The sequence below is a fragment of the Paenibacillus chibensis genome (genome assembly GCF_004001045.1).
Lineage (GTDB): Bacteria > Bacillota > Bacilli > Paenibacillales > Paenibacillaceae > Paenibacillus_AQ > Paenibacillus_AQ chibensis.
On the sequence record NZ_BIMK01000005.1, the window covers coordinates 41,204 to 59,481 of the forward strand.

Genomic DNA, 18,278 nt, shown 5'->3' on the forward strand with positions numbered 1-18,278 from the left:
AGGCTACCTTTTTATACTTCCCGGAATGGAGAGATGAGGAGATGACCGTAAAAAGAAAATTGCGTACGACCTTAATGAGCAAATGGATAAAAACGAAGCTTCTTATGGCTCATGATGATGTGAGGCCGGTGATACCGGATACGCGTAAGTTTAGTAAATCGGCTTTGAAGTCGATGCTAGGAGCTTATGGAATGGTATATGTGAAGCCGGACGTGGGGACCTTCGGTAAAGGCGTGATCCGCGTGGAGAAGCGGGGAGCCGGAGGTTATTCCCACCAGCTGGGGACGAAGGCCTTCATAAGCCGCGATATCGATACCCTATACGGATCTCTTGCAAAATTAACGGGAAGTAAGAGTTATTTGATACAGAAGGGGATCCATCTGGTCAAATTCAACCGCCGCCGCTTTGATATTCGTGTGATGGTTCAATTGAGCCCGCAGGGCGTATGGGAGACTACAGGGTTGATCGGCAGGGTGGCGCATCCGGGGAAAATCGTAACCAATTATCACAGTGGCGGTAAGCCGATGGATGTGAAGCGCCTATTGGGAGCGCACTTACACGGGAAGCAAATGAATAGAACGATAGAGAAGCTGGAGCAATTGGGAGTAAAGGTAGCTCGTCATATGCATGCCAAATACCCCGGCTTCAGACAGCTTGGGCTGGATATTGGTTTTGATCATACCTGGACACCCTGGATTCTTGAGGTCAACACCAATCCCGACCCGTATATTTTTAACCAATTGTCCGACAAAAGAATGTACCGGAAGGTGATGAGATACCGTCGCGCTGCGCAATAGATTCCGGCCATGATCTCTTGGGGGAACGCCCGAAAGGCGTTTTCCCATTTGCACTTTACTGCCTATATTTCACACTTTGATTATGACCCGCAGAAGTAGTACATTAATAGATGAAATCATAAGGAGGTTTCTGAATTAATGTTCTATGAAGACAATGAGAATCTGACCATCATGACCTACACCTTGAATAGTGGCATTAAAGGAACTGTACCTTTATCGAATAAGCAAATTCAGGAATGGATCGAGTGCTATCGTACCGATGCAAAATTCATCACAGCTATTGGCAAGGAGTTTTTCGGCCTCAATCCAGAGCTGGTCGCGGATTTTAAAGTGCATAATCGTTTTTCCAATTACGCGGAAGTGCTGAAGCCTGTGGGCAACCCGCCCGCGGCAGAATCGGATAACACCGACCAGCTGTCCAAAGCGTACGAGGAGAACCGTGTGTACTTTAAAGTCGACTGCAAGTGCGGTACTACCTACACGACCTTTTCCCAATACTACACGACGAAATGGTATTGTTCCAAGTGCAAGGAAATCGTGTTTTTGGACAAGAAGAAGGGCAGAGTGTCGACCGACAAAGGCGATGCCTGGTACATGACCAACAAGTATTATGTGTCAAGAGACTAGCATGAGCGAGCGAAAAACGCCCTTCGCCGGGTGAAGACATAGAGGAAGTATGAATAACGATGTGTTAAGGGACTGTCTTTGGGCCGGATGCCGGCTTGGAGCAGTCCCTTTTGTTTGATGCGCAAGGCGCGCTACAGTTTGAATTTTTCGACCAGCTGCTGCAGCTTTTCGGATAAGGTGGAGAGAAAATATGCCGAGGAATCGACCTCCTCCATGGCGGCCAGCTGCTGCTCGGAGGCGGCCGACATCGTCTGCGCGCTGTCGCTGTTCTGATTAGCCACATCGACAATGGTATGGATCGAGGACACCAACTGCTGGGCGTTCTCCGACAGCTTGTGAACGGAGGAAGAAATATATTCGCTCTGCTCGGTAATCCGTCCGGCGGAATGCTCGATCTGGCTGAAGGAGGTACCGGCATCCGCTATAAGTTCGCCCCCCTGGGCGATATGAAGGGCGGTTTGCTCCATGCGGGCTCCGGCCGTTTCCATGATGTCCAGCGTCTTCATGACCATGATGCCGATCGTTTCCGCAGAGCTTGCCGAACGCTCAGCCAGCTTACGGACGGAAGCAGCCACCACGGCAAACCCGCGACCTTCCTCTCCCGCCCTTGCGGCCTCGATCGCGGCATTCAGCGCGAGCAAATGCGTCTCCTTGGCGATCTCCGAAATGACATCCAGCACGCTTTTGATTTCATGGGAATGGCTTGTCAGCAGTTGAATCGTATGGGCAAGCTCCGCAAAGGTTTCGTTCACGAGTCCCATTTGCTGCGCGGTGTTTTCCATGGACAGGCATCCGACGCGCGCTTTTTCCAGATTGCCGTTTGCCGAGATGAGCGCCTGCTCCGCATTCAGTGAAATGTTGAGGATCGATTGGGACATGTCTTGGACAAGCGCGGAGCCCTTCGCGAGAATATCCAGCTGCATTTCGGCTCCGTCGGCCAGCTCGCCCGTGACGATGACCGTGTGCTCACCTGCTTCGCCCGTCTGCCGGGCGCTTTCCGACAGCTGCTGTGCCGAAGCCGAGACATGGCGGGAGGTGGCCTGAACCTCCGTAATGATATTTTTCAAGTTGAGCGCCATCTGATCGAAGCTTCTGGCGAGCCTTCCGATTTCGTCGCGTTTCGTAAAGGAAAGCGGCTCCAGGGTCAAATCGCCTGCGGCGACGAGCTCGACTCGTCCGGTCATGACGGTGAGCGGTTTGACCATACGGCTGACCATGGCATAAATGACGAGGGCGGTGGCAAGCAGCATGGCCGCACCCAAGGCGTAAGGCTTGACGATCATTCCGAGCGTACGCTCCTGAATGATGGAGGCATCAAAAGTCACCGCCATCAGGGCAACGATCTCTTGATTCGGATCATTATTGTGGAAAATGGGGGCGTAACCGGTCTTCAGCCGGGCATGATCGTAGGTATACACCTTCGAGTAAACCGGATGCTTCATCGTCCGGATCCTCTGTACATCGTCGGCATTCAGATAAAAGCGGCTTCCCGCTTCGTAACCTCTTTGCTTCAGCTTGCTGTCCGGCGCTAATATCTCACCGTCCATCGCTACAATAAAGGCTTCTTTAAATATAGGCTTATGTAAGGTAATCCAGATGATGCTTTTCTCCATCCGCTCCCTGCCTGCGCTGCTGCCGGCCGCGAGCGCCTCGATTTCCGCCGGATCAACCAGTCCGGTCGTAATGTTGGCGCAGCCCACCAGCTCAGCCCCGGCGGATTCCTCCACTTGGCGGTATGCCATCCTGTAGCCGAACAGACCGACCGACATGCCCATGATGAGCAGCAGAAAGAGCATGGAGAGTGTGATTTTTTGAGCCAATTTCATTCTCATGAACCTCCATTTAGTAATATTAAGTTTTTGCATAATCCTTTTCAGGAGTGGTACAGCAGGAAAATTCTTTTGAGATTTATAGGGATATTTTGGTAAAGATAGCGCTGATTCTGGGTAATAAATCATGGATTGGCGCCGGTGGGTCGAGTGGATATGTATGTAGATTCATAAGCCGGCGAGGGGTATTGCCTAAAATTTTTAATATTTTGTGACATAATTCACATTATCTTATTTTTGAGACGGAGAATGTGACATTTATCACATTGCCAGCATCGTCCGTCTGCCAGAATACATGAAGAAGAGGTTATGCGATAACAAATGGCCCGCTCCTCAGCGGAGCATGCAGGAGCCTCTGACAAGCAAAAATCATGTGTTCACGAATCCGGGAAGCACGGGGTTCTGAGAATAACTTTTGAAAAGAGGGAAGAAAATGGATGTATTGATGCTGTCTCGGTTTCAGTATGCGGCAACGACGATTTTTCACTTCTTCTTCGTGCCGGTGTCGATCGGACTCGCGTTTCTGATCGCCATCATGGAGACGATGTATGTCGTCAAAGGCAAGGAAGAATACAAGGACATGGCCAAGTTCTGGGGCAAGCTGTTCCTGATCAACTTCGCGATCGGCGTGGTGACGGGCATACTGCAGGAATTCCAGTTCGGCATGAACTGGTCGGATTATTCGCGTTTTGTCGGAGACGTGTTCGGAGCGCCGCTTGCGGTTGAAGCGCTGCTGGCCTTCTTCCTGGAATCGACGTTTATCGGACTTTGGATCTTCGGCTGGGACCGTTTGTCCAAGAAGGTGCACGCGCTGTGCATCTGGCTGGTTGCCATCGGTACCGTGATGTCCGCGTTCTGGATTCTGGCTGCGAACTCCTTCATGCAAAGACCTGTCGGCTTTACCCTCAATAACGGACGCGCTGAAATGAACGACTTCCTGGCACTGATCACCAACGGTCAGCTGCTGCTGGAATTTCCGCACACGATCCTGGGTGCCTTCCTGACCGGAGCGTTCCTGGTCGGCGGCGTGAGTGCCTATAAACTGCTGAAGAAGCAGCATGTAACCTTTTTCAAGAAATCATTTACGATCGCGGTTATCGTGGGTCTTGTGACTTCGATCGGCGTGGCTCTTGTGGGTCACCAGCAGGCGCAGTATCTGGTCAAAACCCAGCCGATGAAAATGGCTGCAACCGAAGCGCTGTGGGAGAACAGCGGGGACCCTGCGGCTTGGACAGTTACGGCATTTATTGATACGAAAAACCAAAAGAATTCGGGCGAGTTCCAGATTCCGTATCTGCTCAGCTTCCTGTCGTACAGCAAGTTCTCCGGCGAAGTGCAGGGCATGAAGGAGCTGCAGGCCGAATATGAACAAAAATACGGTCCTGGCGATTACATTCCACCCGTCCGCACGACGTTCTGGAGCTTCCGCATCATGGTAGCCGCAGGCTCGCTGATGATTCTGTTCAGCTTGTATGGCGTTTATCTGGCTGCACGCAAGAAACTCGAAAACAAAAACAAATGGTTTTACCGTATGATGCTGTTCAGCATCTCGCTGCCGGTCATCGCGAACACATCCGGCTGGCTCATGACCGAAATGGGACGTCAGCCATGGACCGTATTCGGCCTGATGACGACGGCAGACAGCGTTTCGCCTAGCGTCACCGCCGGGCAGGTGCTGTTCTCGATCATTGCCTTCATTGGCGTGTATACCATTCTGGGTGTCGTGATGGTGTTCCTGTTCGTTCGCACGATTAAAAAGGGACCATACGAAGTGAAGCCCGCAATAGAAGAATCCCATGATCCATTCGATAAGGAGGGATACCGTCATGCTATCTCTTAATGAACTCTGGTTTTTGCTCGTCGCGGTGCTGTTCACAGGATTTTTCTTCCTGGAGGGCTTTGACTTCGGCGTTGGGATGTCCACGGGAATCCTCGCCAAGAACGATAAGGAGCGCCGTTTGCTCATCAACTCGATCGGACCGTTCTGGGACGGCAACGAAGTATGGCTCCTGACCGCGGGCGGCGCGATGTTCGCCGCTTTCCCGAACTGGTACGCCACGCTGTTCAGCGGATTTTACACGCCGCTGGTTCTGCTGCTCCTGGCGCTGATCGGGCGCGGGGTTGCGTTTGAATACCGGGGCAAGGTGCAGACCGAATCCTGGAAAAAAACCTGGGACGTCATCATCTTCGTCGGCAGCTTGCTGCCGCCGCTTCTGCTGGGCGTCGTGTTCTCCGACCTGATTCAAGGTCTTCCGATCGACCAGGCGATGGAAATGAAAGCTTCCTTCTTCGGCGATATCGTGAATGTATATTCGGTCGTCGGCGGACTGACGATGGTGATGCTGTGCCTGGTACACGGACTGCTGTTCGCTACCCTGCGGGTGAGCGGCGAGCTTCATGACCGGGCTCGGAAAATGGCCCGCACGCTTATGGTGCCGCTGGCTGTACTGGTCGTTGTCTTCTTGACCCTGACGTACTTTAATACGAGCATTTTTGAAGTTCGCGGCGGCATTTTGGCGGCGGTGATCGCCCTGATGCTGATTGCCTTCGGACTGGCGGCGTTCTTTTCCGGCAAGAAAAGAGACGGCTGGGCTTTCGGCATGACGGGAGCGGTGATCGCGGCAACGATTGCCTTCTTCTTCATCGGGCTCTTCCCGAACGTGATGATCAGCTCGATTGATTCGGCCTTCAACCTGACCTTAACCAACGCGGCATCCGGACATTACTCGCTGAAAGTAATGACCATCGTGGCTTTATCCCTGCTGCCTTTCGTGCTTGGTTATCAGATCTGGAGCTACTTCGTCTTTCATAAACGGGTTCACGAGAAGCATCTGGAGTATTAATGGACCGGAATTTACTGGGCTACAAAGGGATAAAGCCAACACTTGCCGCCGTTTTATTGCTCACGCTCGTGCAAAGCGGTTCGATCGTTCTGCTGGCAAGATGGCTGGCGGAGGTTCTCTCCGCCCTCTTTGCCGGTGAACCGCTTCATACGCAGTACAACAAGCTGACGATGTTCCTGGGCGCGTTTCTGGTCCGGCACATCATGGGCTTCATCCAGCAAAAAATCAGCTATGCCTTCGCGGAGCGGACGGGAGCCAGCCTGCGGCAGCAGACACTTGAAAAGCTGTTCCGGCTCGGACCCCGGTTTGCCAAGCAGGAGGGGACGGGCAACCTGGTGACGCTCGTACTGGAAGGCACGTCGAAATTTCGCAACTACCTCGAACTGATCGTACCGCGGATGGCGGGGATGTCGATCATCCCCTGGGTCATCCTGGTGTATATTTTCATGCAGGATATCACCTCCGGAATCATCCTGATCCTGTCGATGCCGATCCTGATCGTATTCATGATCCTGATCGGGCTTGCTGCCCGCAAGCATACGGAGAAGCAGCTCGATTCGTACCGCACGCTCTCGAACCATTTCGTGGATTCGCTGCGCGGGCTTGAAACGCTGAAGCTGCTGGGGCAGAGCCGCTCGCACAGCGATACGATCGCCCGGGTAAGCGATCGCTACCGGTCGGCCACCATGCGCACCTTGCGCGTGGCCTTTCTGTCTTCCTTTGCTCTGGACTTCTTCACGATGCTGTCGGTGGCCGTTGTTGCCGTCGGCCTGGGTCTGCGGCTGGTCAACGGCGATCTGGCGCTCGTCACCGGACTGACGGTGCTGATCCTGGCGCCGGAGTATTTCCTGCCGGTGCGGATGGTCGGATCGGACTTTCATGCAACGCTCGACGGCAAGGAGGCTGGAGCGGCGATGCAGCAGATCATCGATGAACCGCTGCAGGAAGAAGCAGCTGCGGAGAATGCTGGTCTGGAGAAGAAAGAGCTGAACTGGACGAAAGACAGCCGTTTGCAGCTGTCCGGCGTGGGCGTGCAGCATCAGGAAGAAGGACCTCATTCGCTGAATGAGGTTACCCTGGATATTCGCGGCATGGGCAAAATCGGCATCATCGGCGCCAGCGGTGCCGGGAAATCGACGTTGATCGACGTGCTGGGCGGGTTTTTGAAGCCGTCCGCGGGAAGCATGGAGCTGGATGGACGACGCATGAGCTCCCTGACGACGGATGCCTGGAGACGTTTGACGACTTATATCCCGCAGCATCCGTATATTTTCAGCAGCACACTGGCGGATAATATCCGCTTCTACGCTCCGGACGCGGCGAATTCCGAAGTGGAGCATGCCGTTGCGGCTGCCGGGCTGTCGGAGCTGGCCCACGGACTACCGCTTGGCGCCGAGGAAATCATCGGTAACGGCGGCCGCCAGCTGAGCGGCGGACAGGCGCAGCGCGTGGCGCTCGCCCGCGCATTCTTAAGTGACCGGCCTGTCATGCTGCTCGATGAGCCGACGGCCCATCTGGATATTGAGACCGAATACGAGCTTAAGCAGACGATGCTGCGCCTGTTCGAGAACAAGCTGGTATTTCTGGCGACGCACCGCCTGCACTGGATGCCGGATATGGATCTGATCATTGTGCTGGATCAGGGAAGGGTCGCGGAAATCGGCACTCATGAAGAATTGTTAGCCCGCAGGGGAGCCTATTATGAGCTGATCCAATCGCAGAGGGAGGGAGCATAAGTGAGACACGAAGGATGGCTTTTGCCTTACGTCCGCACGTACTGGGGACGTTTTCTGATCATCATTGCGCTGGGCTGTCTTACCCTCCTGACGGCGTCCATGCTCATGTTCACCTCGGGCTTCCTCATCTCCAAGGCTGCGCTTCGTCCGGAAAATATCCTGATGGTGTACGTACCGATCGTGCTGGTGCGCACCTTCGGGATCGGGCGGGCCGTGGTCCATTATGTGGAGCGCCTGGTCAGCCACGATGCAGTGCTCCGGATCGTGGCGCTGATGCGTACCAGACTGTACCGGATTCTGGAGCCGCAGGCGCTGTTCATCTCCTCGCGGTTCCGTACCGGGGATATGCTGGGCGTTCTGTCAGACGATATTCAATATTTGCAGGATGTGTATTTGAGAACGGTTTTTCCGAGCGTGGTGGCTCTGGTCATGTACATCGGCTCGATCGCCGCGCTGGGCTGGTTCGATGTCCGGTTTGCGCTGTTCATGGCGCTGTATGTGTTCATTCTGGTCGCGGTACTGCCTTGGGTATCGCTCCTCCTCACCAAAGCGAAAAGCCGTCTCTCCAAACAGCAACGCAGCAGATTGTATACCCGGCTGACCGATGCCGTGCTGGGCATGAGCGACTGGGTAATCAGCGGCAGACAATCCCAGTTTCTTGCGGCTTATGAAGCCGAAGAGCGGGAGGCTGCACGCGTGAACGGCCAGCTCAAGCGCTGGGCGCGCTGGCGGCAGCTGATCGGGCAGGCCGTGATCGGGCTGAGCGTCATTACGATGACCGTGTGGGCCGCGCGCGAGTATGCCGGCGGACATATCCCGGCCACGCTGATTGCGGCGTTCGTGCTGGTCGTCTTCCCGATCATGGACGCGTTTATGCCGGTTTCGGATGCAATGGAGAAAATCCCGAGCTATCAATCGTCGCTGCAGCGTCTGCGTGAGATTGAGGCTGCAGCCGGGGAGTACGGCGGAAACGGCAGCACAGCGGCGGGTATATCGCTGGAAGAAGTACGCCGCCTGGCTGCATCCGATGTGCACCTGAAGGTGCAAAACGTCAGCTTCCGCTACGATGATGCGTCCCCGTGGTCGCTGCAGGATGTGTCCCTCGATCTACCGCAGGGCAAGCGGATCGCGATCATCGGCCGCAGCGGCGCCGGCAAATCGACGCTGCTGAAGCTGATCGAGGGTGCCCTCGCTCCTTCGGCAGGCACCGTCAGTCTAAGCGGCGTGGACGCCTCCGCAATCGGCGAGCGCATGCCTCAGCTGGTGTCTGTGCTGAACCAGAGCCCGCATCTGTTCGACACCACCGTGGCGAACAATATCCGGCTGGGCGACCGCGACGCCGAGGATGATCAGATCCGGCGAGCAGCCGCCCAAGTGAAGCTGGACCGGCTGATCGAATCGCTGCCGCTCGGCTACCGAACGCCGATGCACGAGACGGGGCAGCGCTTCTCCGGCGGCGAGCGCCAGCGGATTGCGCTGGCACGGGTGCTGCTGCAGAACAATCCGGTGGTCGTTCTGGATGAGCCGACCGTCGGTCTCGATCCGCGGACGGAAAAGGAACTGCTCGCGACCATACTCGAGACGATGCAGGGCAAGTCGCTCATTTGGGTGACGCATCACTTAGTCGGCGCGGAGCATATGGATGAGATCATTTTCATGGAAAATGGACGCGTCGAGATGCGAGGCTCCCATGCGGAGCTGATGGCTGCGTCGGAGCGGTACCGCAATCTGTACCGGTTGGATCGCCCGGAAGCTTTCATGGTTAAATGATGGATGACAGGAGTCACGCCGGGTATGCGGTGTGGCTCTTTTTGCGTGACCTGCGCTGCATAAAATCCTTCTTCCTGTCGCATCCTATACAGGAGCAAGTTGGTAATGGACACGTGAAGGAGGTGCAAGGAAAGGTGAGCAACAATTCCCAGGAGCCTAGCAAATACGAAGTGCAAACGACAAAGCTGAACCAAATGCCGGTACCGGACAAGCAAAGAGAAGAGTTTGCGGAGGAAATGGTAGAGGACGCGAAAGAAGCGTTCGGCAAGCAGCAATCCAACAATCAAGAGTAAGGATTTGGAAGAACCGGGCAGGTACAAGCGATTCGGTTCGCTCTAACATTTGTGAATACGGCCCTTTGGGGGTGCCTTTCCAGGTCTGCGGGCCGGGTGGGGCACCCCTGTTGCCGTTCAGGCGACAGATCCATCGGATACTCAGCCCGATTTTTCATACGAGGAATTCTAATACTTGACTTATCGTTCAAGAAAAATTATATTATTAGCCATAAGGGAGGGAGCAGGATGGGGAGACATAAGGAATTTGATCAAGAGAAGGCTGTCGATCAGGCGCTCGACCTGTTTTGGGAGAAGGGCTATGAGGGCACCTCGATACAAGATTTATGCGATCACTTGGGAATTCACCGGGGAAGTCTTTATGATACGTTCGGCGATAAGCATGAATTGTTTTTGGCCTGTCTGGACCGTTTCAGCGAGCGCGCCGATGATAACTATAACAACATTTTAAAAGAGGACAGCGATTCGCCCAAGGAGCAACTGGAACGGTATTTCGCCAGAGTCATCGATGTGTCCATGAACAATGCGGCCCGCGGCCGTGGCTGTTTGATGACGAATACGACCCTTGGACCGGTGGCTTACGTGCCGAATGTAGCTCGTCGTTTGGAGGCGTATGCGATGAACATGGAGGGGCTGTTCTTCAGCTTCGTGATGCGTGCGCAGGCAAAAGGCTGTCTGAAAAGCAAGCATAGCGCCAGAGAATTGGCGCGGTTTCTCACAGGAACCAAACAAGGATTGCATGTCATGGCTCGTAATGCGGCAGATCGCAGCATTCTGGAGGACTTTGCCAAGGTGGCGATTTCGACCGTGTTGTAACTTTTTTTGACAAATTCTTGAATGCTTGTTCAAGTATTTTATGAGGATGATCCCAACGAAGCGTGTGAGATATCTATTTTTTGCTTAATTCTTGAACGATAATTCAAAAAAGGAGATGACATGAATGAAACGAATGTTATGGGTGATTCTGATGATGTCCATCGGCGCGACCTTCACCTCACCGTTATTCCCGCTCTATCAGGAGCGTTACCAGTTAACCAGTCTGCAGATTACGATCCTGTTCGCGGTTTATGCGCTGTTCCTGCTGCCCTCGCTGCTCATTGTGGGATCCAGAGGAAGCGGATGGGGATTAAAAAGGGTGCTGCGGGCCAGCATCTGGATTTCCATCCTGGCGACCCTGCTCTTTATGACCAGCCAGCAGGCATGGATGGTGTACGCGGCCAGAATATTGGAGGGAGTGGCTTACGGCACTTTTACCGGGACAGCCGTGGCCTTTCTGTTGAAGCAGAGCTCCAAGGAGCAGGCGAAGAAGGCGATTACCTTATCGGGCATCACCGTGTCGGTAGGTTTCGGCTTGGGCCCGGCAATGACCGGGCTTGTGATTCAATACCTGCATTTCATGCCGCTACGCGTTCCGTTCTGGTTATTGACCCTTCTGCTGGCCAGTGCATGGATCGGCCTGGAAACACTGAAGGATCAGGATTTCATGACGAAAAAGGGCCATGCCAAAGCTGCCAAAACCGCCAAAACCGTTCCTGTACCGATATCGCTTGGGGTGCCTGACCCGATCCGCAGTCATTTTTGGTCGTTCAGCGCGCTGCCGATCTTTACCTTGTTCACGCTGAACGGGATTATCCTTTCCCTGATCCCGTCTTTCGTCAAAAGCGTCATTCATACGTCAAACCTGTCCGTATCGGGGCTGCTGATTCTGCTGCTTCTCGGGGGCGGCGCTTTGATGCAGCTGGCGCCTATCGTTAAACAGCCCGTCAACCGCCTGCGCTTCGGAATTCTACTGCTGTCCGTGGGCGCGTGGCTTGTCGTCTTCTCCGGTTCCACGGGAAGCATCAGCCTGCTCTGGTTCGGCGTGCTGATTCAGGCCATCGGGAGCGGGTGGACGTTCCAGATCAGCCTGCAGCTTGCGGGTGAACTTCCGGATCTTGATGCGCGTCCGAAGGTCATCACCACCTTCTATCTGGCCGGGTATTCCGGATTTATCGTTCCGATTGTCGGTACCGGCGCGCTTTCTTACTTCTTCGACCTGCATGTGTCGCTGATCGTGCTGAATATTCTGGCTTCGCTGCTGGTGCTTTACATGCTCGCATATTCCGTGCGGTTCGCGCGGTATTATCACAATAGAAAAGCAGTGGCTGCAGAGGGTCAAAGCCTGCCGGTGCCCAAATCTCCAAGCGGGAAGGCTGCTGCAGAGCAGTCCTAAGCCATTTATAACAAGCTAATCTAAGGCAAGCAGGGTGTCCCAAGAATTTAGGGGCACCCTTTTTTTATGATCTATATCATGAACAAACACGCACCATCGGAACGTCCGCCGGCGTGCAAACAAAAGCAGCCCATCCAACACGGGACAGGCTGCTTCATAAACTTCATTTTGGAGGAATGACCAATATGCTTAGTCTTCCTTCGGATGAATCATTTGCTCCGGACGCACCACGGCATCAAACTGCTCTTCGGTCAGCAGGTTGCTCTTCAGGGCTGCTTCCTTCAAAGTCAGTCCTTCCTTGTGAGCCAGTTTGGCGACCGCGGCGGCATTTTCATAACCGATATGCGGGTTCAGCGCCGTGACGAGCATCAGCGACTGGTTCAGGTTGCGTTCGATAATGGAGCGGTTCGGCTCGATGCCAACCGCGCAGTGATCGTTGAAGGATACCATCGCGTCTGCCAGCAAACGCGCCGATTGCAGGAAGTTGAAAATGATGACAGGCTTGAACACGTTCAGCTCGAAGTTGCCTTGGCTGGCGGCAAAACCGATCGCCGCGTCATTGCCCATCACTTGGCACACGACCATCGTCATGGCTTCGCTTTGCGTCGGGTTGACTTTACCCGGCATGATGGAGCTGCCCGGCTCGTTGGCAGGGATCGTCAGCTCGCCGATGCCGCAGCGTGGACCGCTGGCCAGCCAGCGTACGTCGTTGGCAATTTTCATGAGATCCGCGGCAAGCGCTTTCAGCGCGCCGTGAACATACACGAGCTCATCATGGCTTGTCAGCGCATGGAATTTGTTTTGGGCGGAGGTGAAGGTTTTGCCGGTCAGCTTGCTGATGTTGGCAGCCGTCATGTCGCCGAACTTCGGATGCGCATTGATGCCGGTGCCGACCGCCGTGCCGCCGATGGCCAGCTCACGCAGGGATTCGATGCTGCTGCGGATCATCCCTTCGCTTTTTTCGAGCATGCGGTGCCAGCCGCTGATTTCCTGGCCGAGTGTCAGCGGAGTTGCATCCTGCAGATGCGTTCTGCCGATTTTAATGATATCCATGAACTCTTCGCTCTTTGCTTGAAGCGTTGCTTTCAGCTTGTCGATCGCAGGGATGACTTGATCCTCAACGGCGATCAGGGCTGCGATATGCATCGCTGTCGGGAACGTGTCGTTCGAGCTTTGCGATTTGTTCACGTCGTCATTCGGGTGGATGCGCTGCTCGCTGCCTTTTTCCTGAAGCATCTGGTTGGCGCGGTTTGCGATGACCTCGTTGACGTTCATGTTTGACTGCGTGCCGCTACCGGTTTGCCATACAGCCAGCGGGAAGTGCTCGTTCAGCTTGCCCTCGATAACCTCGTCGGCTGCTGCTACAATCGCGTCAGCCTTTTCGGCGTTCAGCTTGCCCAGCTCTTTATTGGCGAGAGCCGCACTCTTTTTCAGGATCGCAAATTCGCGGATCAGTTCCAAAGGCATTTTTTCCGTGCCGATTTTGAAATTCTCAAAGCTCCGCTGCGTTTGGGCTGCCCACAGCTTGTCCGCAGGAACCTTAATTTCACCGATGGTGTCTTTTTCAATTCTGAATTCCACTTGCATTTCCTCCTTCACCACACGTAAGTTCATATTCAAATCTGAAGTCCATCCCCGCAAAACGATCCTGCAGGAACAGACCCACCTGATATGAAATATATCATAATCTTTCCGGTATATAAAATGAAATCCAGTTTCACTCCTCGATTTCATTTTATCTCTATAAACTGAAATCCAGTTTCACTCCTCGATTTCAATTTATTTTGTTCAGGCATACAAAAAATTAACATTTAATAGCATTTTGTTTAACAATATCCTTTTATACTGATGTAAGAATCATTCATTCCAAGGGAGGAACTGTAATGAAGAATAAGAAACGGAGTATTGTACAAGCCGCTCTATGCCTGACGGCAGCAGCAAGTTTGGTTATTTCCGGGGGAGTTGTCCATGCCAAAGGCAGCACGGCAGCCGCCAAACCGGCCACGAAAGCCAAAAATGTCATTCTGTTCGTCGGGGACGGCATGGGAGCGGCGCAGCGCGATGCCATTCGCTTGAATACCGTCGGCTTGAACGGCAATCTGCAAATGGACGATATGCCGTATTCCGCGTTGCTTCGCACGCATTCCACCGTAGCCGTGACGGACTCGGCCGCTGCCGGAACCGCCATTGCGAGCGGCGTTAAAACGTATAACGGTGCCGTAGGCGTTGATGTGAATAAAAAGCCTGTCAAAACGCTGCTTGAAGTCGCCAAGGGACTGGGAAAATCTACGGGCCTCGTCACGACGAGCCAAATTACGGATGCCACGCCAGCCGTTTTCGGATCCCATGTCGAAGACCGTTCGCAGCAAAGCAAAATCGCCAAGCAGTATCTGGATAACAGCAAAGTAGACGTGCTGCTCGGCGGCGGCGAGGACTTCTGGTATCCGGCAGGCAACCCGGGCAAGTTCGAGGATCATCCGGCCGAGGATCCGACCGAAGAAAGCAAGGGTACTGAGGGCAATCTGGTGGATCACGCCAAAAAGCTGGGCTATCAATACGTTACGAGTAAGGAAGAGCTGCAAAAAGCGAAATACGGCAAAATTCTGGGACTGTTCGCGAATGAGGAGATGTTCCAGCAAAAACCGGAGGGCGAAGGTGATGTGTACAATCCCGTCGTGCCGCTGAAGGACATGACCCAGAAGGCGCTGGATACGCTGTCCACGAACAAAAAGGGCTTTTTCCTGATGGTCGAGGAGGAAGGAACCGACGAAATGGCGCATGAGAACAATGCCAAGCTGACGATCAAAGCCGGACAGGAGCTGGATAAGGCCGTCGGTGTGGCGAAGGAATTCGCGAAAAAGCATCCGGACACGCTCGTGCTGGTGTTGGCCGACCATGAAACCGGCGGCTTCTCGCTGGAGCCGGTCGATGACAAGGACGAGTCCGGCGACGGCATCTCGCAGGAAGACGGACCGTTCAGCATCTTCGGCTCCAAGGAGCAGTTTTATGTGGATTGGACGACTTCGGGACATACCGGTGTAGACGTTCCGTTGACGGCTATGGGCAGCGGCGCGGAGCTGTTCACCGGAGTGCATGAGAATACGTACGTGCATGATGCGATTCTGAAAGCCTGGGGTCTTAAGAAATAAATCTGTGGAGAGCTTGGATGAAAAAAAGCCGCTATCGCTGAGGATAGCGGCTTTTGCTTATGTTATGAATCGGAGGAGGGAAGCAGCTTTATTTGGCATGCTTGACCTTGACCTTCTTCGGTTTCCGCGCTCTGCGCAGGAACAGGGACAGCACCAACGCTATGATCGCAATCCAGGTGGCGACGATGAAGGCGTCATTGATGCCTTCAATGGTGCCCTTCTCCGAGATGATGCCGAAGACGCTTTGCAGGGCCAGGCTATAACCTGTTTGGACGGGAACGCCTGCGGTCGCCGCTACACTTTGCCCCAGTGTAGCCAAGTCCTCGGTGATGAACGTGTTATCCGACGTATAGTGATTGGCGGCATCTGCGATATGAGTGGTTGCGCGGGTCGACATCACGGTAATGAGCAGGGCGGTTCCGATGGACCCGGCCACCTGCCGCATCGTATTGGACATGGCCGTACCGTGGGCGCCGAGACGCGGCGGCAGCGAATTCAGACCTTCGGTCTGCACGGACATCATGATGAGCGACATGCCAAAGCTCCGTATCGTGTATATGACCATCAGATGCGAGAAGGAAGTGTCTGAGGTCAGCTTGCTGAACTCAAACGTCATCACGGCGGTGATGAACAGCCCGACAATGGCCAGCGGCCTCGCTCCGATCTTATCGAAGATCGCGCCGGAAATCGGCGACATCACACCCATCAGCAGAGCGCCTGGCAGAAGGAGAAGGCCTGACTGAAGGGGCGTGAAGCCGCGGATATTCTGCAGATAGATCGGCAGCAGCAGCATTGCACCGAACATGGCCATGTTAACAAGCCCGCCGACAATGGTGGAGACGGTAAAGATATCATATTTGAACACCCTGAACTCCAGCATGGGAACGTCTATTCTCAGTTCACGCAGGACGAACAACATAATGAAGACAATTCCGACAAACAGGGAACCAAGCACGGTAAAGCTCTCCCAGCCCTTGTCACCAGCGGAGCTGAAGCCGTATAACAGCATTCCGAAGCCCAGCGTTGAGAAAACAACGCCCCAGAAATCGAACTTTGGCTTGGTGAGCTTGTTGACGTTAGTCAGCCATCGGAAGGCGAAAAGGATATCCAGCAGCGCCAGCGGAATGACCATGAGAAACAGGATCCGCCAGGTATAATGTTCAACAATCCAGCCGGACAGCGTCGGCCCGAGGGCAGGTGCGAACATCATGGCGATCCCCATCGTGCCCATGGCGGTGCCCCTTTTTTCGGGTGGAAAGACCGTCAGGAATACGTTCATGACGACAGGCATAATAATCCCTGCGCCGCTGGCTTGGATAATCCGTCCAACGAGCATGAGTACGAAGGAATTACTCAGCGAGCACAGTATGGCTCCGGCGGTAAACAATCCCATGGCGGACATGAAGAGGGCACGTGTTCCGTAGGAATTAATCAAAAACGCCGTAACCGGCACCAGCACGCCGTTCACCAGCATATAGGCGGTGGACAGCCACTGGACGGTCGTAGCCGATACATTGAATTCATTCATCAAATGGGGGATGGCTACGTTGAGCAGCGTCTGGTTCAGAATGGAGATGAACGCTCCAAGCAGCAGCACGGTGAGCGTGCGCCCCATATGAAATTCTTTTTCCATAGCAGGACCTGCCCCCTCGCTAAATGTGAATTCGGACGGTAGCGTTCATGCCAGGAACAATCCCGAGACCTTTATAGCCTTCAATGGTAATGATAATCGGCACGACCTGCGTCACTTTGGTGTAGTTGGCGTTCGAGTTCGTGCTTGGGAACATCGAGAAGGTGGAGGCGGTAGCGAGCCCGATCTGATCGATTTTTCCCGTCAGCGTGGTGTCCGGGAAGGCATCGACGTAGACATCAGCCGTTTGGCCGACCTTGATTTTGTCCAGCTTGGTTTCTTCAATATTAGCGGATATCCACAGGTTGTTCAGATTATACCCTCTGGCGAGAGACGTGCCAGGTGCCACGTAGGAGTGAGGAATCGCGGTTTGCTGAACGATCGTGGAACTGAGGGGCACGGTGATATCCAGCTTGGTTCCTTGCGCCGCCACGCTTCCGATAACATCGCCTGTTTTGAAGTATTGCCCAACCTGGCCGTTCCAGCTGTCGAGTCGTCCTGCCGCCGGTGCGGCTATCGATACGGCTTGTCCCGTGACCTGGGCATTATCCGTCTTGACGTAGCTGGATGTCTGGTTGTAATAGTAGATCGCCGCTCCGCCCAAAGCGAGCACAACAATGACGACGAGTACATTGACAAGAAGTGCGCGTGAGTTCATAAATGTTTGTCTCCTCCTAAATGGTTGCTAGCTGTAGCCAATTACGAAAGAGCATCCCCAAAATGGAGATTTTGTATTCAGCGCCCATGCCTGTGAGGCCAGTCGCCGGAGCCCGGGATAATCGCGAAGCATTTGGGGATAAATAAGGAATCAACGCATGGAAAAGGGGACATTATGCATGAAAATATACGTCGTGTACGACAGTGAAAATGGGCACACCGAAGCGCTGGCACGGGCGGTGATGGAGGGGGCATCCAGCGTGGATGGCGCCGAGGCGGAAATATCGCATGTCAATGATGCTGATATCTACAAGCTGGAGCATATGGATGCGATTATCTGGGGCTGTCCGGGCCATTTCGGCACGATCAGCGCCGGACTCAAAACATGGATTGACCGCCTGGGGTATTTGTGGGCCCAAGGTAAGCTCGTCGGGAAGGTCGGTGGCGTGTTCTGCACGACGGCTACCGTTCACGGGGGGCTGGAATCCACCATGATTAACCTGATCACGCCGATGCTCCATAATGGAATGATCATCGTCGGGCTTCCCGGTAATATTCCCGAGAATGCCCTTTATGGATCTTATTACGGTGTCGGCGTGACTTGCCCCGTCGAGCTGTCGGAGGATGATCCGAAGAATCTGCCGAGCGAAAACGATCTTGTTTTGGGACGGGCGCTGGGCAGACGGGTAGCTGAGGTAACCAAGCAGCTGGTTGCGTCATCTGCGGCAAGGTAGG

General features: G+C 54.1%; 15 protein-coding genes. 11 read left to right on the forward strand and 4 right to left on the reverse strand.

All coding sequences use genetic code 11. From position 1 onward, the window contains the following. Nucleotides 1-74 precede the first annotated feature (74 nt). Nucleotides 75-797 (forward strand): YheC/YheD family protein, encoded by a 723-nt coding sequence (locus PCH05_RS05255; RefSeq protein WP_281278747.1) that lies wholly within the window; start codon nucleotides 75-77, stop codon nucleotides 795-797. Nucleotides 798-935: 138 nt separating this feature from the next. Next, a complete protein-coding gene (locus PCH05_RS05260) occupies nucleotides 936-1,424 on the forward strand; it encodes a hypothetical protein (protein ID WP_127601316.1) in 489 nt (162 codons plus the stop codon). 131 nt (nucleotides 1,425-1,555) lie between these two features. Here the strand turns inward: PCH05_RS05260 and PCH05_RS05265 are convergent, their stop codons facing one another. Further along, entirely contained in the window at nucleotides 1,556-3,250 is a 1,695-nt protein-coding gene (locus PCH05_RS05265) for a methyl-accepting chemotaxis protein (protein ID WP_127601317.1), read from the reverse strand. A gap of 436 nt (nucleotides 3,251-3,686) precedes the next feature. Here PCH05_RS05265 and PCH05_RS05270 point away from each other — a divergent pair, with 436 nt between their 5' ends. The 7 genes from PCH05_RS05270 to PCH05_RS05300 all read left to right on the forward strand — a co-directional run bounded on the left by PCH05_RS05270 (nucleotide 3,687) and on the right by PCH05_RS05300 (nucleotide 12,107). Then, on the forward strand, nucleotides 3,687-5,093 hold the full coding sequence (locus tag PCH05_RS05270; protein ID WP_127601318.1) for a cytochrome ubiquinol oxidase subunit I: 1,407 nt from the start codon (nucleotides 3,687-3,689) through the stop codon (nucleotides 5,091-5,093). Then, on the forward strand, nucleotides 5,080-6,096 hold the full coding sequence (cydB, locus tag PCH05_RS05275) for a cytochrome d ubiquinol oxidase subunit II (RefSeq protein WP_127601319.1): 1,017 nt from the start codon (nucleotides 5,080-5,082) through the stop codon (nucleotides 6,094-6,096). Before PCH05_RS05270 ends, cydB begins: the two co-directional genes overlap by 14 nt. Continuing rightward, the gene (gene cydD, locus PCH05_RS05280; protein ID WP_127601320.1) at nucleotides 6,096-7,832 is read left to right on the forward strand and encodes a thiol reductant ABC exporter subunit CydD; all 1,737 of its coding nucleotides are present in this window, start codon (nucleotides 6,096-6,098) and stop codon (nucleotides 7,830-7,832) included. The genes cydB and cydD overlap by 1 nt, the downstream gene beginning before the upstream one ends. Continuing rightward, nucleotides 7,833-9,602, forward strand: a complete 1,770-nt coding sequence (cydC, locus tag PCH05_RS05285; protein WP_127601321.1) for a thiol reductant ABC exporter subunit CydC — start codon at nucleotides 7,833-7,835, stop codon at nucleotides 9,600-9,602. A 134-nt stretch (nucleotides 9,603-9,736) separates the two neighbouring features. Beyond that, entirely contained in the window at nucleotides 9,737-9,895 is a 159-nt protein-coding gene (locus PCH05_RS05290; RefSeq protein ID WP_164766545.1) for a hypothetical protein, read from the forward strand. Between the two features lie 228 nt (nucleotides 9,896-10,123). Next, complete coding sequence (locus PCH05_RS05295; RefSeq protein ID WP_127601323.1) at nucleotides 10,124-10,711, forward strand: TetR/AcrR family transcriptional regulator; 588 nt, start codon at nucleotides 10,124-10,126, stop codon at nucleotides 10,709-10,711. Nucleotides 10,712-10,835: 124 nt separating this feature from the next. Next, nucleotides 10,836-12,107: an MFS transporter gene (locus PCH05_RS05300; protein ID WP_127601324.1), complete on the forward strand. Its 1,272-nt coding sequence runs from the start codon at nucleotides 10,836-10,838 to the stop codon at nucleotides 12,105-12,107. Nucleotides 12,108-12,296: 189 nt separating this feature from the next. Here the strand turns inward: PCH05_RS05300 and fumC are convergent, their stop codons facing one another. Further along, complete coding sequence (gene fumC, locus PCH05_RS05305) at nucleotides 12,297-13,688, reverse strand: class II fumarate hydratase (protein WP_127601325.1); 1,392 nt, start codon at nucleotides 13,686-13,688, stop codon at nucleotides 12,297-12,299. A gap of 302 nt (nucleotides 13,689-13,990) precedes the next feature. On the opposite strand from fumC, the gene PCH05_RS05310 reads away from it, so the two are divergent. Then, entirely contained in the window at nucleotides 13,991-15,256 is a 1,266-nt protein-coding gene (locus tag PCH05_RS05310) for an alkaline phosphatase (RefSeq protein ID WP_127601326.1), read from the forward strand. An 88-nt stretch (nucleotides 15,257-15,344) separates the two neighbouring features. On the opposite strand, the gene PCH05_RS05315 is transcribed toward PCH05_RS05310, so the two are convergent. Together PCH05_RS05315 and PCH05_RS05320 are read right to left on the reverse strand one after the other, a co-directional pair. Further along, on the reverse strand, nucleotides 15,345-16,889 hold the full coding sequence (locus tag PCH05_RS05315; protein ID WP_127601327.1) for a DHA2 family efflux MFS transporter permease subunit: 1,545 nt from the start codon (nucleotides 16,887-16,889) through the stop codon (nucleotides 15,345-15,347). A 19-nt stretch (nucleotides 16,890-16,908) separates the two neighbouring features. Then, nucleotides 16,909-17,544 (reverse strand): HlyD family secretion protein, encoded by a 636-nt coding sequence (locus tag PCH05_RS05320; RefSeq protein WP_127601328.1) that lies wholly within the window; start codon nucleotides 17,542-17,544, stop codon nucleotides 16,909-16,911. A gap of 178 nt (nucleotides 17,545-17,722) precedes the next feature. Between PCH05_RS05320 and PCH05_RS05325 the strand changes: the two genes are divergently transcribed. Further along, nucleotides 17,723-18,277, forward strand: coding sequence for an NAD(P)H-dependent oxidoreductase (locus PCH05_RS05325; protein ID WP_127601329.1), 555 nt, complete (start codon nucleotides 17,723-17,725; stop codon nucleotides 18,275-18,277). Nucleotide 18,278: the final 1 nt, after the last annotated feature.

Coding starts and splice junctions, on each gene's coding strand:
- cydB (WP_127601319.1), top strand. CDS start 5,080: ATGCTATCTCTTAATGAACTCTGGTTTTTGCTCGTCGCGGTGCTGTTC.
- PCH05_RS05300 (WP_127601324.1), top strand. CDS start 10,836: ATGAAACGAATGTTATGGGTGATTCTGATGATGTCCATCGGCGCGACC.
- PCH05_RS05270 (WP_127601318.1), top strand. CDS start 3,687: ATGGATGTATTGATGCTGTCTCGGTTTCAGTATGCGGCAACGACGATT.
- PCH05_RS05320 (WP_127601328.1), bottom strand. CDS start 17,544: ATGAACTCACGCGCACTTCTTGTCAATGTACTCGTCGTCATTGTTGTG.
- PCH05_RS05295 (WP_127601323.1), top strand. CDS start 10,124: ATGGGGAGACATAAGGAATTTGATCAAGAGAAGGCTGTCGATCAGGCG.
- PCH05_RS05325 (WP_127601329.1), top strand. CDS start 17,723: ATGAAAATATACGTCGTGTACGACAGTGAAAATGGGCACACCGAAGCG.
- cydD (WP_127601320.1), top strand. CDS start 6,096: ATGGACCGGAATTTACTGGGCTACAAAGGGATAAAGCCAACACTTGCC.
- PCH05_RS05260 (WP_127601316.1), top strand. CDS start 936: ATGTTCTATGAAGACAATGAGAATCTGACCATCATGACCTACACCTTG.
- PCH05_RS05310 (WP_127601326.1), top strand. CDS start 13,991: ATGAAGAATAAGAAACGGAGTATTGTACAAGCCGCTCTATGCCTGACG.
- PCH05_RS05315 (WP_127601327.1), bottom strand. CDS start 16,889: ATGGAAAAAGAATTTCATATGGGGCGCACGCTCACCGTGCTGCTGCTT.
- PCH05_RS05265 (WP_127601317.1), bottom strand. CDS start 3,250: ATGAAATTGGCTCAAAAAATCACACTCTCCATGCTCTTTCTGCTGCTC.
- PCH05_RS05255 (WP_281278747.1), top strand. CDS start 75: ATGAGCAAATGGATAAAAACGAAGCTTCTTATGGCTCATGATGATGTG.